The organism is Pseudomonas sp. R25(2017) (assembly GCF_002112565.1).
GTDB classification, from domain to species: domain Bacteria; phylum Pseudomonadota; class Gammaproteobacteria; order Pseudomonadales; family Pseudomonadaceae; genus Aquipseudomonas; species Aquipseudomonas ekonensis.
On the sequence record NZ_NEHZ01000002.1, the window covers coordinates 395177 to 409558 of the forward strand.

A 14382-nucleotide genomic window follows, 5' to 3' on the forward strand; every position below is an offset into this window, starting at 1 on the left:
GGGTTCGTGCGGCGTGATCAGGCCAGTTGATCGTCCGTGGTCGGCACGATCAGGATGCCGGCGCGCAGGCCGTTCTTGACCTTGGGGTTGGGGAAGATGATCCGCGCGCCCTGCTCTTCGATGATCCAGCGGGTATTGGCCAGGTCTTCGGCCAGCACATACCCCATGTCCAATTCCGAAAAGTTCTCGATGTCCGCCGGCAGGTTCAGGCGGAAGGCGTCGCTGTGCTTGATGATTTCCCGGGCCACGCTGAACAGCTGCAGGCCGTCCAGGCCTTCTTGCGCCTGTTCGGGCTCGTTGCCTTCGATGATCTGCTTCAGGCGGTTTTCCAGCAGCGACACGTTGACCCCGGCGTTCTGCCCGAACGGCCGGGCCTTGCCCAGCTCGAGGGTGAAGGACTCGGCGCCGAGCTTGTCGTAGGTGTACGAGCTGAACACGATCGACGGCTTGTTCTGCAGCAGCACCGCTTCCATGCCCGCCGCCCGCAACCGGGCCAACTCGCGCCGGGAATGCTGGCGCCCTTCCTTCCACGGGTACAGGGCAAACTGCTCGATCTTCGAACCGCGGATCGCGGTGTGCAGGTCGTAGTGCAGGCGCTGACGGTCCGGCAGGTTGAAGAAACTCGCCGCCAGGCGCTCCAGCTCACAGGCACGCAAGGCTTCGCAGCCGCTGCTTTGTTCGTGACGGCCGTTGAACAGCCGGTTGACGTCCTGCTCGATGAAGCGCTCGCCCTTGCGGATCGCTTCCGGGTTGCCGAACAGGAACAGAATGCGTGCGCGCGGCTTCAGATCGCCGCGGGCGATGTCATGCAACAGGCGGTCGAGCAATTCGATCGGCGCGGTCTCGTTGCCGTGGATCCCTGCAGACAGCAGCAGGTCCAGGCCATTGTCGCGCGCTTCGGGCGGCCGCACTTCCAGCGCGCCCTCGCTCAACCAGCGCATGCGCACGCCTTCGACAGTCAGTTGAGTCTTCTCCGCCGGTTCGCGGCCGGCGAGGGTCAGTTCAAGCAGTTTGCCGAGGGCGAGCATAGAGCGGTTTCCTTAGTGGTCGTGGTTGCAATCCGGGCCGTGCACATGTTCCTCGCCACCGAGGTCGGCCGGTTCCATTTCCAGTTGCAGACTTACCAGATTAGTCGCCAACGGGCGCAGCAGCAGGTTGGCGTACTCTTCGTCGTCTTCTTCGACGTCGACGCCGATCAGCAGTTGGCCGCGGCCGTCCTGCTGGATCCACAGCTCCTTGCCTTGCCACATGACCGCGACGCGGGTGCAGGAGGTTTGCAGTTGCGTGCCGTCGGTGTCTTCAAGGATCAGCTGCAGGGAATCACTCATGTTTACGCTCTCTTGGGAGATGAAGCCGTGCGCCGCGCGAAGGCGGCGCACCGGCCATCAATTGATCTGGAATGGATAAACCGCGCCCAGTTTAAGGATTTGCGTCAGTTCATCCAGTGCCGTCCGGCATTCAAGCAGCAATTGCGGATCCGCCAGATCGTTTTCGGTCAGGCGGTCGCGGTAGTGCTTTTCAACCCATGCGGTCAACGAACCGTACAACGGTGCCGTCATGATAACCCCTGGATTGACCGCCGCCAGTTCGGTTTCGTTGAGTGCGACACGCAGCCTCAGGCAAGCGGGGCCGCCGCCGTTCTGCATGCTTTGCTTCAGGTCGAATACCTTGACCTCGCGAACCGGGCCGCCGGAGCCGGTCAGGCTTTGCAGGTAGTTCCAGACGCGCTCGTTGCCGCGGCACTCTTCCGGCACGATCAGCAGCATCGAGCCGTCAGGGCGCGACAGCAACTGGCTGTTGAACAGGTAGGAGCGCACCGCGTCATCCACGGTGACCGCCGAACGCGGCACGCAGATCGACTGGAACTTGCCGCCGACCTTGGCGAGCTTGGTTTGCAGCTCGGCCAGCATCTGTTCGGTCTCCAGGAACGCGTCCTCGTGATAGAACAGCACCTCGCCGTTGCCCACCGCGATCACGTCATTGTGGAACACGCCCTGATCGATCACCGCCGGGTTCTGCTGGGCGTAGACCACGCCGTCGTCACGCAGGCCGTGCAGGCGGGCGACCGCCTGGGACGCTTCGAGGGTCTGGCGCGCCGGGTACTTCTGCGGCGCCGGATAACGGGTGTCGAACGCGCTGCGGCCGAACACGAAGAACTCGACGCCGGCCTCGCCGTACTCACGGCAGAAACGGGTGTGGTTGGCCGCGCCTTCGTCGCCGAACTGCGCCACCGCCGGCAACGCGGCGTGATGGGCGAAGTGCTGCTGATCGGCGAACATCGCCCCCAGCACGCGGCTGGTGGTCGGGTGTTCGATGCTGCGGTGGTACTTGCAGTTGAGGTTGGCGGCGGTGAAATGCACGCGGCCGTCGGCGGTGTCGGCGCTCGGGCTGACCGTGGCGGCGTTGGCCACCCACATGCTCGACGCCGAGCAGCTGGCGACCAGCAGCGGCATCGCTTCCTTGGCGGCGCGCTCGATCACCTGGGCATCGGTGCCGCCGAAGCCCAGACGGCGCAAGGCAGCCACGTCCGGACGCTCCTGCGGCGCCAGCACGCCCTGGACAAAGCCCATGTCCATCAGCGCCTTCATTTTCGCCAGACCCTGCAGCGCGGCTTCCTTCGGATTGGAGGACTGCTGACTGTTGCTTTGGGAGGCGACGTTGCCGTAGGACAGGCCACCGTAGTTGTGGGTCGGCCCCACTAGACCGTCAAAATTGACTTCACAGGATTTCATCAGCGAGGCTCCACGAGAATCTGTTGTTATAGGCTTGCGTAACGGTTCTTTGAGACTGCGGCGCGGCTTTCGCGGGCAAGCCCGCTCCCACAGGTCGGCAGGTGTTTGCACCTATGTGCCCTGCATCGATCCCGTGGGAGCCAGCCGGCCTGCCGGCGATGGGCATCACGCCATCTTCACGCCCGGCGTCAGGGCCGCCGGCAGCACCAGGTCCGGGGTTTCGAGCGAGGCCACCGGGTAGGCGCAGTAGTCCGCCGCGTAGTAGGCGCTGGCGCGGTGGTTGCCCGACGCGCCGACGCCGCCGAACGGTGCGCTGCTGGCGGCGCCGGTCAGTTGCTTGTTCCAGTTGACGATGCCGGCACGGCTTTGCAGCCAGAACTGCTGGTAACGCGCCTCGGAATCCGACAGCAGGCCGGCAGCCAGACCGTAGGCGGTGTCGTTGGCTTCGGCGATGGCCGCGTCGAAATCGGCGTAGCGGATCACTTGCAGCAGCGGGCCGAACAGTTCTTCGTCCGGACGCCCGGCCACAGCGGTCACATCCAGGATGCCTGGCGTCAGCAAGGCCGACTGCGCCTGCGGTTGGGTCATTTCCAGCAGCGGCACCGCACCGTTGGCCAAAAGATGCGCCTGGGCATCCATCAGGGCCTTGGCCGCGCCCAGGGAAATCACCGAGCCCATGAACGGCGCCGGCTGGCGGTCGAACGCGCCGACCTCGATGGTCGACGTCACCGCCACCAGGCGCGCCAACAGGCTGTCGCCCCAGGCGCCTTGCGGCACCAGCAGACGGCGGGCGCAGGTGCAGCGCTGGCCGGCGGAAATGAACGCCGACTGAATGATCGTGTAGACCGCTGCGTCGAGATCGGCGACCTGATCCACCACCAGCGGGTTGTTGCCGCCCATCTCCAGGGCGAGGATCTTGTCCGGGCGCCCGGCGAACTGCTGGTGCAGGTGATTGCCGGTGCGGCTGGAGCCGGTGAAGAACAGGCCGTCGATGCCTGGATTGGCCGCCAGGGCGATGCCGGTTTCGCGGGCGCCTTGCAGCAGGTTCAGCACACCGGCCGGCAGACCGGCCTCGATCCAGCACTTGACCGTGAGCTCGGCGACCTTCGGCGTCAGCTCGCTCGGCTTGAACAGCACGCTGTTGCCGGCCAGCAACGCCGGCACGATGTGCCCGTTCGGCAGGTGGCCAGGGAAGTTGTACGGACCGAACACCGCCACCACACCGTGGGGCTTGTGGCGCAGCACGGCGGTGGCGTCGCCCAGCGGGCCGCTCTTCTCACCGGTGCGTTCACGGTAGCTCTGCACCGAGATCGCGATCTTGTTGACCATGCTGGTGACTTCGGTCGCCGCTTCCCAGAGCGGCTTACCGGTTTCCTCACCGATGGCGCGGGCCAGCTCGTCGCTGTGGCTCTTCAGAGTGGCGGCGAATGCTTCGAGCACGCCGATGCGCTCCTGCAGAGAACGCTTGGCCCAGGCCGGGAATGCCTGGCGCGCGGCGTGCACCGCCGAATCGACCTGGGCGGCGGTTGCGCCCTGGCCTGACCACAGCACTTGCTGGGTCACCGGGTTCAGCGACTCGAACGCATCCCCCTGGCCGGCCAGCCACTGACCTGCGATGTATAGCGAATTCATTGTTTCGACTCCCGGGCTGCGGACAACGGAACGGCGCGCACCTGATCGCCGGCATTGAGTTGAAGGCGTTTGGCGGTCAGCGGATCGACCACCAGGGTGCCGGCGGCCAGACGCGCCGGGGCTGCAGTGATCCGGCAGTCCTCGCGCTTGCGGTTATGGATGATGAACGGCGTGGCGTCGTCGCCCGGCGTGCCCACCGCCAACACCAGCGCCTGGCTGTCGCGCACCGCGCGGATCTTGCCGGTTTCGCACTCGATGGCGGGGCCGGCGTCGAAGATGTCGACGTAGCCCTGATAGCTGAAGCCTTCGCCCTTGAGCATCGCCAGCGCAGGCTCGGTGTCCGGGTGCACCTGGCCGATCACGGCACGTGCGTCTTCGGACAGGAAGCAGGTGTACAGCGGGAACTTGGGCATCAGCTCGGCGATGAACGCCTTGTTGCCGACGCCGGTCAGGTAATCGGCCTGGCTGAATTCCATCTTGAAGAAATGCCGGCCCAGGCTCTCCCAGAACGGCGAACGGCCCGCCTCGTCGGAGACGCCGCGCATCTCGGCGATGATCTTGTTGCCGAACAGCTGCGGAAACTCGGCGATGAACAGCATCCGCGCCTTGGACAGCATGCGGCCGTTGAGGCCGGTGCGGTAGTCGGCGTGCAGGAACAGCGAGCACAGCTCGGAGTTGCCGGTCAGGTCGTTGGCCAGGAACAGGGTCGGGATCTCGCGGTAGATGTTCAGCTCCTGGGAGGCGCTGACGGTCAGGCCGACCCGGAAGTTGTACCACGGCTCACGCAGGCCGACGGCGCCGGCGATGGCGGAGATCCCCACCACACGGCCGTTGTCGTCTTCGAGCACGAACAGGTAGTCCGCATCGCCGCGGCCGGCTTCGCCGCGAAAGGTCTTCTCGGCCCAGCCGACCCGGTGGGTCAGGCGCTCTTCGTTGGCCGGCAAGGTGGTCAGGCCGGTGCCGGTGCTGCGGGCCAGGTCGATCAGAGCGGGTAAATCGCTGCTGCGTACGGGACGAACGATCATGCTATCTCCTCAAACGGGCCGCCAACGCCACCCGTGAAACTCGCTAAGGCGTTAAACCGCCACCAGGCGCACGCTGGCGCCCTCGCCGACGCCCAGGGCTTCGGCCGCTTCCAGGTCCAGGGTCACCGGTTTGCCGGGCGCGTAGTCCAGCTCCAGCAGAACGGCGCGGTAATCCTGCAGCTGCGCGTTGGCCACCAGGTACTGGCGCCCTGCGCCCTTGACCGGCTCGCCGATCTTCACCGGCACCACGCGGCTCTGGGCGATCGAACGGATCCCCGAGACGCGGGCGTGCAGGGTCGGGCCGCCGTCGAAAATGTCGATGTAATGATCGGTCTCGAAGCCTTCGCGCATCAGGATGTCGAAGGTGATCTGCGCACGCGGGTGCACCTGGCCCATCGCCTCCTGGGCGGAGTCCGGCAGCAGCGGCACGTAGATCGGGTAGTGCGGCATCAGCTCGGCCAGGAAGGTGCGGCTCTTGAGGCCGCACAGGCGCTCGGCCTCGGCGTAGTTGAGGTCGAAGAAGTTGCGGCCGATGGCGTCCCAGAACGGCGAGTCGCCGTTCTCGTCGCTGTAGCCGACGATCTCGGTCACCACCGAGTCGGCGAAACGCTCAGGATGGCTGGCGACGAACAGCAGGCGGCCACGGGAGTTGAGCTCGGCCCACGGCGAGCCCACCAGGTCGCGCTGCACGTAGAAACTGGTCAGCAGGCTGTTGCCGGTCAGGTCGTGGCACTGCGAAAGCACGTGGATCTTGTTGTGGATCTTCAGCTCGCGGGAAGCGTGCACGAAGGTCTCGTTGCGAAAGCTGTAGAACGGTTCGGAGTAGCCGGCCGAGGCGACGATGGCCGAGCAGCCGACCAGCTTGCCGGCGACGGTGTCCTCAAGGACGAAGAAGTAGCTTTCCTCGCCGTTGAAGCTGACCTCGGCGGAGAACGACGCCTCGCTGGCGGCGATCTTGTCGCTCAGGCGCTCCACGTCGTCCGGCAACGAAGTGACACCGATCGGGCTGTCCGCAGCCAGACGCTGTACCTCGCCCAGGTCAGCCATTTGCGCAGGGCGCATCACCAGCATGGTGTCACTCCTTTCTCTCATGAAAATCACAGGTGAAAAATTCCACACCGTCCCCGGGTCGACCCAGAGTCGATTGTGGGAGCCAGACTGCCGGCGATTGCGTCCTTTCAGGCAACAGTGATGTTGGCTGTCAGGCCCTCATCGCCAGCGGGCTGGCTCCCACAGTATGTGTCGGTGCAAAACGAAAATCGGGTCCGGCGCCTGAGCGGTCAGGCGCCGGAGGGTCAATCAGGCTTGCGTCAGCTTGGCCACGGCGCGCTCGAAGCGCTCCAGGCCCTGATCGATGTCGGCGTCGTCGATCACCAGGCTCGGCGCGAAACGGATCACGTCCGGGCCGGCCTGCAGGATCATCAGGCCTTCACGCTCGGCGGCGTTGAACACGTCCTTGGCCTTGCCTTTCCAGGCATCGCTCAGCACGCAGCCGATCAGCAGGCCCAGACCGCGCACCTGGGTGAACAGGCCGTACTTCTGGCCGATCTGCTCCAGGCGGGTCTTGAACTTGTCGTGCTTGGCGTTGACGCCGTTGAGCACTTCAGGGGTGTTGATCACGTCGACCACTGCCTCGGCCACCGCGCACGCCAGCGGGTTGCCGCCGTAGGTGGTGCCGTGGGTGCCGACGACCAGGTGCTTGGCCAGCGCTTCGGTGGTCAGCATCGCCGCGATCGGGAAACCGCCGCCCAGGCTCTTGGCGCTGGTGAGGATGTCCGGGGTCACGCCGAAATGCTGGTAGGCGAACAGTTTGCCGGTGCGGCCCATGCCGGTCTGCACTTCGTCGAACACCAGCAGCGCGTTGTGCGCATCGCACAGCTCGCGGGCGCCTTGCAGGTACGCCAGCTCGGCCGGCAGCACGCCGCCCTCGCCCTGGATCGGTTCCAGCACCACGGCGCAGGTCTTGTCGGAAACGGCAGCCTTCAGGGCCGCCAGGTCGTTGTACGGCACGTGGGTGATGCCGGTGATCTTCGGACCGAAACCGTCGGAGTACTTCGACTGGCCGCCGACGTTCACGGTGAACAGGGTGCGGCCGTGGAAGCTGTTCAGCGCGGCGATGATTTCGTACTTCTCGCTGCCGAAACGGTCGAACGCCACGCGGCGGGCCAGCTTGAACGCGGCCTCGTTGGCTTCGGCGCCGGAGTTGCAGAAGAACACACGCTCGGCGAAGGTGGCGTCGATCAGCTTGTGCGCCAGGCGCAGGGCCGGCTCGTTGGTGAACACGTTGGACACGTGCCACAGCTTGTTCGCCTGCTCGGTCAGGGCGCCGACCAGCGCCGGATGCGCATGGCCCAGCACGTTGACGGCAATCCCGCCGGCGAAGTCGATCAGCTCGCGGCCGGTCTGGTCCCAGACGCGGGAGCCTTCGCCACGCACCGGAATGAAAGCGGCAGGCGCATAGTTGGGAACCATTACCTGGTCGAAATCGGCGCGTTGTACCGCAGCGTGCTCAACGGACATCGGAGTCTCCTGATGAGGAACACCCGCCTGAAACTGGCGGGAGATGGGGGGATTGTAAGGACAGTTCTCAGCCCGGCCTTGTCGCCAAGCGACAACTTCTTATAGCGCAAACCCCGGTTTTTCCCGGGTTTACGGCAATGCGACAAATAGGGTCGCAAAGGCGCAGTTTAACTGGCGACCGGGGTTTGCGGCAGACCTGTCACTTTGTATCCGATGCCGTTTTTCCGTGTGCGGTACATATGTACCGCACATGGCGCTCACCGATGGAGTCTGCTGTCCGCCCATCAATCAGCACGGCTCGCCCTGCGATGAACCCCCACCCTGTTGCCATCATCCGACCGACAATGCCATCACCGAAATGCCCCCCCGGACATTCTGGAATTGCCCATGGAAATCGCCCAAATCATTGAGTTGCGCGGCAATCCGCTTGCGCAGGAGAGCATGCGGTGCTGTCGGCTTGTTTCCGAACGGCAGCGGTCGATTTCGGCGCGCAAGCCATCATCGAACAAACGGAGGGGAGATTACGGACAGCGGGGCCTGCGGAACCGAAGAGCAAGCGCCCTCAAGCGCGGATCAACCGCGCTCCGGCGGCACCGAGGACAGCTCGAACGGGCTGCTGCTGCGCCGCTGGTTGCGGTCTTCCCGCGGCGTGGCGCCGAAGAAGTTGCGGTAGGCGCTGGAGAAATGCGGCCCCGAGGAGAAACCGCAGGACAGGCCGATCTGGATGATCGACTTGCTGGTCTGCATCAGCATCTGCCGGGCCTTGTTCAGGCGCAGCTCCAGGTAGTACTGGCTCGGCACACGGTTGAGGTACTGCTTGAAGATCCGCTCCAGCTGCCGGCGGGACACGCACACGTGCTGGGCGATTTCGTCGGTGGTCAGCGGCTCTTCGATGTTGGCTTCCATCAGCAGCACCGCCTGGGTGAGCTTCGGATGGCTGGAGCCCAGGCGGTTCTGCAGCGGAATGCGCTGACGCTCGCCCCCTTCGCGGATGCGCTCGACCACCAGTTCCTCGGAGACCGCGCCGGCCAGTTCAGCGCCGTGGTCACGGGCCAGCACCGCCAGCAGCAGGTCGAGCACCGACATGCCGCCGCAGGCCGTGAGACGGTCGCGGTCCCAGTCGAACAGATGGCTGGTGGCGATGACCTTGGGGAAGCGCTCGGCGAAATCGTCCTGCCAGCGCCAGTGCACGGCGGCACGGTAGCCGTCGAGCAGCCCCAGTTGCGCCAACGGGTACACGCCGGCGGACAGCCCGCCGATCACGCAACCGGCGCGCACCAGTTGCTTGAGCGCGCTGGTGAGGTTCGGCGCCAGGGCGGCCGGCGGCTCGTCGGCGAGCAGGAACAGTTTCTGGAAGTTCTCCAGCTTGCCGGTCCAGGGTTCGCCAGGCAGTTGCCAGCCGCTCTCGCTCGGCGGTTCGGCCTGCAAGAACGACAACTCGTAGACCACCTCCGGATGCACCCGCTGAGCGACACGCAAGGCTTCCTCCGCCAGCGCCAGCGTCAGAGCTTTAGTGCTGGGCCAAATCAGGAAACCAATTCGATGGGCAGTCATGGGCGGGCAATCCGAAACGAGGTAACAGTATTGAAGGCATGGGCCAATGCTAGCCCGTAATCCTGAACCCGACATAGATCCAGTGTGGGAGCGAGCCTGCTCGCGAAAGGGTTGGGTCAGTCAACGATGAGAATGACTGACCTGCCGCTTTCGCGGGCAGGCTCGCTTCCGCAGGGGAAATGAGCCAGCATCCAGGCTGCGAAGCATGCACTAACGTGGTGCATAAAGGGAGCGTTTACTTGAGGCTGCCCGAGAGGAATTGCTGCAGACGTTCCGACTGCGGGTTGACCAGCACTTCGCGCGGGTTGCCGCTCTCTTCCACCAGGCCTTTGTGCAGGAACACCAGCTGGTTCGACACTTCACGGGCAAAGCCCATTTCGTGGGTCACCACCACCATGGTGCGGCCTTCCTGGGCCAGGGACTGCATGACCTTGAGCACATCGCCCACCAGTTCCGGGTCGAGGGCCGAGGTCGGCTCGTCGAACAGCATCACTTCCGGCTCCATCGCCAGCGCACGGGCGATCGCCACACGCTGCTGCTCGCCACCGGACATGTGCCCCGGGAAGGCGTCCTTGCGATGGGCCACGCCCACCTTGTTCAGGTAGTGCTCGGCCTTCTCGCGGGCCTCGGCCTTGGACACGCCCAGCACATGCACCGGCGCTTCCATAATGTTTTCCAGCGCGGTCATGTGCGACCACAGGTTGAAGTGCTGGAACACCATCGACAGGCGCGAGCGCATGCGCTGCAGCTGTTTCGGGTCGGCCGCCTTCAGCGCGCCGTCCTTGTTCGCCACCAGCTTGAGCTCTTCGTTGTTGAGCAGGATCTTGCCCGCGTGCGGCTGCTCGAGCAGGTTGATGCAGCGCAGGAAAGTGCTTTTGCCGGAGCCACTGGAGCCGATGATGCTGATCACATCGCCGGCTGCCGCCTTCAGGGACACGCCCTTGAGCACTTCGTGACTGCCGTAGCGTTTATGCAGGTCTTGGACTTCAAGTTTGTACATGCGGTCGGTTCTCACAAAAACAGTCAGTCAGTCGTTGAGCAAGCGCCCGTGACGCAGCGCTTCGCGCCCCGCCACCTTGGCCAGCCAGAAACCGGGTTGGGCATATCGCAGCCGTTCAATGGCAAACAGCACCCCGGACGTACCAGCACACACCGTGCTGACCCGATCGGACACAGGGTCGATCACTTCAAAAATCTCATCGCCGGCCTCGACCCATTCGCCGGGCCTGCGCAAAAAGCTCACCACACCGGGGTGCGGCGCGAACAGCAGCTCAGTGCCCTCGAACGGCATGCCTTCGCAAGGCTCGTGCGCCGGCTTCGGCCACTCGCCGCCGATCAGGCCCTGCTCGGCGAGGAACGCCAAGATACCTTCGGCCCAGTCCTCGGCCTGCGCCCGGCCGGTGTCGGCCTGGCCGCCCAGCTCGACGGTGGTCGCCAGGCAGGCCAGGGGAATCGACGCCTCCGGGAACTGGCGCGACAGGCGCAGCCACGGCAGCGAGCAGGCTTCGTCGAAGGAGCTGCCGCCGGAGTCTTCCGCCAGCAATCCCACTTTAACGTTCAGGTGCGCGGCCAGCGAACGCCACTGCGGCCAGTGCTGCGGCAACGCGTACAGGTGCAGCGCGGCTTCGGCGTCGCAGTGCAGGTCCAGCACCACGTCAGCGGTGCAGGCGTGGCTGAGCAGCACGCGCTGCATGCCTTGCAGTTGGCTGCTCGCCTCGGGCAACGCCGCCAGGTGATCGGCCATCGCCTGACGGATCAGCCGGACGTTGGCGTGCGGATCATCGCCCAGGCGTTCGCCCAGCGCCGCTGCGACCGGTGCGCTCAACTCGACGAAGTCGCGGTTGAAGTTCTTGCCGCTGCCCGCCTCGAACCGGCCCTGGTGATTGCCTTGCAGCAATTGGCCAAGACCCAGCGGGTTGGCCACCGGCACCAGTTCGATGACGCCGTTGAGCAGGCCTTGGGCTTCGAGCTCGCCGAGGCGCTTCTTCAGTTCCCAGGCGGTACGCATGCCCGGCAGTTCGTCGGCGTGCAGGCTGGCCTGGATGTAGGCCTTGCGCTCCCCGCCTCCGAAGCGGAACACCGAAATCCGGCGCTCGCTGCCCAGGTGGCTCCACGGCAATACGTGGTCGATGCGTTCCATGTCAGTGCTTCCGCGGGGCCAGGTAGCTCAGCCAGCGGCGCTCGGCCAGCTTGAACAGGCGCACCAGGATGAAGGTCAGGCACAGGTAGAACACGCCGGCGGTGATGTACGCCTCGAACGGCAGATAGAACTGCGCGTTGACGGTGCGGGCCGCGCCGGTGATGTCGATCAGGGTCACGATGGACGCCAGGCTGGTGGTCTGCAGCATCATGATCACTTCGTTGCTGTACTGCGGCAGCGCCCGGCGCAGGGCCGACGGCAGCAGGATGCGCTTGTACATCTTGAAGCGCGACATGCCCACGGCCTTGGCCGCTTCGATCTCGCCGTGCGGCGTGGCCTTGAGGCTGCCGGCGATGATTTCGGCGGTGTAGGCGCTGGTGTTGATCGCGAAGGCCAGGCATGCGCAGAACGTCGCGCTGGACAGCCACGGCCACAGGAAGCTTTCGCGCACGGCCTCGAACTGGGCCAGGCCGTAGTAGATCAGGAACAGCTGCACCAGCATCGGCGTGCCGCGGATCACGTAGGTGTAGAGCCAGGCCGTCATGTTGACCACCGGGTTCTTCGAGACGCGCATCAGGCCCAGCGGCAGCGCCGCGAGCAGGCCGAACAGCAGCGACAGCGCGAGCAGTTTGAGGGTGGTCACCAGCCCGCCGAGGTACAGCGGCAGCGACTCCCAGATGACGTTGTAGTCGAAGATCATAGCTCAGCCGCCCTTACGCCTACCGAGTAGCGCTTCTCGAGGTGACGCAGCGCCAGCAACGAGACGCTGGTGATCACCAGGTACATCGCCGCCACTGCCAGGAAGAAGGTGAAAGGCTCGCGGGTGGCGTCGGCCGCCTGCTTGGCCTTGAACATCATGTCTTGCAGGCCGACCACGGAAATCAGCGCGGTGGCCTTGGTCAACACCAGCCAGTTGTTGGTGAAGCCCGGGATCGCCAGGCGGATCATCTGCGGCACCATCACCCGGAAGAACACCTGCAGGCTGCTCATGCCATAGGCCATGCCTGCTTCGGCCTGCCCCTTGGGAATGGCCATGAACGCGCCACGGAAGGTTTCCGAGAGGTACGCACCGAAGATGAAGCCGAGGGTGCCGATGCCGGCGGCCAGCGGGTTCAGGTCGATGTATTCGTCGTAGCCGAGCATCGGCGCCACGCGGTTGAGCATGTCCTGGCCGCCGTAGAAAATCAGCAGGATCAGCACCAGGTCGGGCACTCCGCGGATCACCGTGGCGTACAGGTCGCCCAGCCACGCCAGCCAGCGCACCGGCGACAGCCGCAGCGCGACACCGATCAGACCGAGAACGATCGCCAGGGCCATGGACGACAAGGCGAGCTGAAGCGTCAGCCATGCGCCGTCGAGGATGACAGCCCCGTAGCCTTTCAACATGATTCAGGTCCTCGAAAGTTGGGATGAAAAAATGGCGCAAACCGCAGAGATTCTGTTGCTTGCGCCATTTCGGACGGATCGTGCGACGAACTTACTTGCCGTAAATGTCGAAGTCGAAGTACTTGTCCTGGATTTGCTTGTACTTGCCGTTCTCGCGGATGGCCGCGATGGCAGTGTTGATCTTGTCCTTGAGCGCGTCGCCCTTGCGCACGGCGATGCCGACGCCGTCGCCGAAGTACTTCTCGTCGGTGAACTGCGGGCCGACGAACGCGAAGCCCTTGCCGGCGTCGGTCTTCAGGAAGCCGTCATTCAACAGGGTAGCGTCTGCCACGGTGCCGTCGAGGCGACCGGCGGCCACGTCGAGGTAGATTTCGTTCTGCGAGCCGTACGGCTTGATCTCGGCACCCAGCGGGGCCAGGACCTCACGGGCGAAGCGCTCGTGGATCGAGCCGCGCTGCACGCCGATGTTCTTGCCCTTGAGCTCGGTCAGGCCGTCGCTGACAGCGGTGCCTTCCTTCATGACCAGTCGGGCCGGGGTGTTGTAGTACTTGTTGGTGAAGTCCACGGATTTCTTGCGGTCTTCGGTGATCGACATGGACGACAGGATCGCGTCGATCTTGCGCACCTTCAGGGCCGGGATCAGGCCGTCGAACTCTTGCTCGACCCACTGGCACTTAACCTTCATCTCTTCGCACAGGGCGTTGCCGATGTCGTAGTCGAAACCGACGATGCTGCCGTCCGGGGCCTTGGAGGCGAATGGAGGGTAGGCCGCTTCGATACCGATCTTCAGAGGCTTTTCGTCAGCGAACGATGGCAGGGACAGCACGGACAGTGCCAGGGCGCCAAGCAGCACAAGTTTCTTCATCTTGGGACTCCATCGGTAAAGGGCAAAAACGGCAGAGTGAGCGACAGCCCAATATGCGAATGGGTGGATCGGAAAGCGGCGCTGCATCGGTCGGACGTTTCCCGGCGAAAACGCCTGGGGTTTAAACACGAGCCACGACGAGCGAGTGATCGGCATTCTAGCGACAGGCCCGAAGCCGATATTTCTTCAATGCGACAACTAATTACAGATGCACCGAGAAACCCGCCCGAGCAGATTGACAGCTCCGCAATTTCATGCAAGAGCAAAAGACAGTGAACCGATCTATGTTGCAAATTGCGGGCCTATTATTCGCAAACCCTTCTAATCCGGCAAGCGCAGCGTTCCGTCTAATTTTTCGCAGGGCATTTTGAGGCCCTGAAACCGGGCGCGGCGTTTCCCATTGCCCCGTTGCGGAGCGGGCGGTTACACATTCAGTAACTTGAAGACGGGCCGGTAACAGCGGGAAGCGTCTAACGGGGGAAACCGATAATTATTGGTTGGGACTGTGCCAGTGAATTGCAGTGCCAG

Annotated in this window: 13 protein-coding genes; all 13 read right to left on the bottom strand. The window is 64.4% G+C overall.

Annotation, left to right across the window (positions count from 1 at the left end):
- Positions 1-17: 17 nt before the first annotated feature.
- The 13 genes from astE to CAG31_RS04400 all read right to left on the bottom strand — a co-directional run bounded on the left by astE (position 18) and on the right by CAG31_RS04400 (position 13854).
- On the bottom strand, positions 18-1028 hold the full coding sequence (astE, locus tag CAG31_RS04340) for a succinylglutamate desuccinylase (protein ID WP_085578229.1): 1011 nt from the start codon (positions 1026-1028) through the stop codon (positions 18-20).
- A gap of 12 nt (positions 1029-1040) precedes the next feature.
- The gene (locus tag CAG31_RS04345) at positions 1041-1328 is read right to left on the bottom strand and encodes a topoisomerase II (RefSeq protein WP_085578230.1); all 288 of its coding nucleotides are present in this window, start codon (positions 1326-1328) and stop codon (positions 1041-1043) included.
- A gap of 57 nt (positions 1329-1385) precedes the next feature.
- The gene (gene astB, locus CAG31_RS04350) at positions 1386-2732 is read right to left on the bottom strand and encodes an N-succinylarginine dihydrolase (RefSeq protein ID WP_085578231.1); all 1347 of its coding nucleotides are present in this window, start codon (positions 2730-2732) and stop codon (positions 1386-1388) included.
- 165 nt (positions 2733-2897) lie between these two features.
- On the bottom strand, positions 2898-4364 hold the full coding sequence (gene astD, locus CAG31_RS04355) for a succinylglutamate-semialdehyde dehydrogenase (RefSeq protein ID WP_085578232.1): 1467 nt from the start codon (positions 4362-4364) through the stop codon (positions 2898-2900).
- On the bottom strand, positions 4361-5389 hold the full coding sequence (gene astA / locus CAG31_RS04360) for an arginine N-succinyltransferase (RefSeq protein ID WP_085578233.1): 1029 nt from the start codon (positions 5387-5389) through the stop codon (positions 4361-4363). Before astA ends, astD begins: the two co-directional genes overlap by 4 nt.
- Before the next feature lie 51 nt (positions 5390-5440).
- Positions 5441-6460 carry an arginine/ornithine succinyltransferase subunit alpha gene (gene aruF / locus CAG31_RS04365; RefSeq protein ID WP_085578234.1) on the bottom strand — a complete coding sequence of 340 codons (1020 nt, stop codon included), beginning with the start codon at positions 6458-6460 and terminating at the stop codon, positions 5441-5443.
- A 228-nt stretch (positions 6461-6688) separates the two neighbouring features.
- Complete coding sequence (locus tag CAG31_RS04370; protein ID WP_085578235.1) at positions 6689-7909, bottom strand: aspartate aminotransferase family protein; 1221 nt, start codon at positions 7907-7909, stop codon at positions 6689-6691.
- Positions 7910-8482: 573 nt separating this feature from the next.
- Positions 8483-9463 carry a transcriptional regulator ArgR gene (gene argR / locus CAG31_RS04375; protein ID WP_085578236.1) on the bottom strand — a complete coding sequence of 327 codons (981 nt, stop codon included), beginning with the start codon at positions 9461-9463 and terminating at the stop codon, positions 8483-8485.
- Positions 9464-9698: 235 nt separating this feature from the next.
- Positions 9699-10463, bottom strand: a complete 765-nt coding sequence (locus CAG31_RS04380) for an ABC transporter ATP-binding protein (RefSeq protein WP_085578237.1) — start codon at positions 10461-10463, stop codon at positions 9699-9701.
- Positions 10464-10490: 27 nt separating this feature from the next.
- Positions 10491-11603, bottom strand: coding sequence for a M14 family metallopeptidase (locus CAG31_RS04385; protein ID WP_085578238.1), 1113 nt, complete (start codon positions 11601-11603; stop codon positions 10491-10493).
- A 1-nt stretch (position 11604) separates the two neighbouring features.
- Positions 11605-12303: an ABC transporter permease gene (locus CAG31_RS04390; RefSeq protein WP_085578239.1), complete on the bottom strand. Its 699-nt coding sequence runs from the start codon at positions 12301-12303 to the stop codon at positions 11605-11607.
- Positions 12300-12989: an ABC transporter permease gene (locus tag CAG31_RS04395; RefSeq protein WP_085578240.1), complete on the bottom strand. Its 690-nt coding sequence runs from the start codon at positions 12987-12989 to the stop codon at positions 12300-12302. The genes CAG31_RS04390 and CAG31_RS04395 overlap by 4 nt, the downstream gene beginning before the upstream one ends.
- A 91-nt stretch (positions 12990-13080) precedes the next feature.
- A complete protein-coding gene (locus CAG31_RS04400; protein WP_085578241.1) occupies positions 13081-13854 on the bottom strand; it encodes an ABC transporter substrate-binding protein in 774 nt (257 codons plus the stop codon).
- Between the last annotated feature and the right edge of the window lie 528 nt (positions 13855-14382).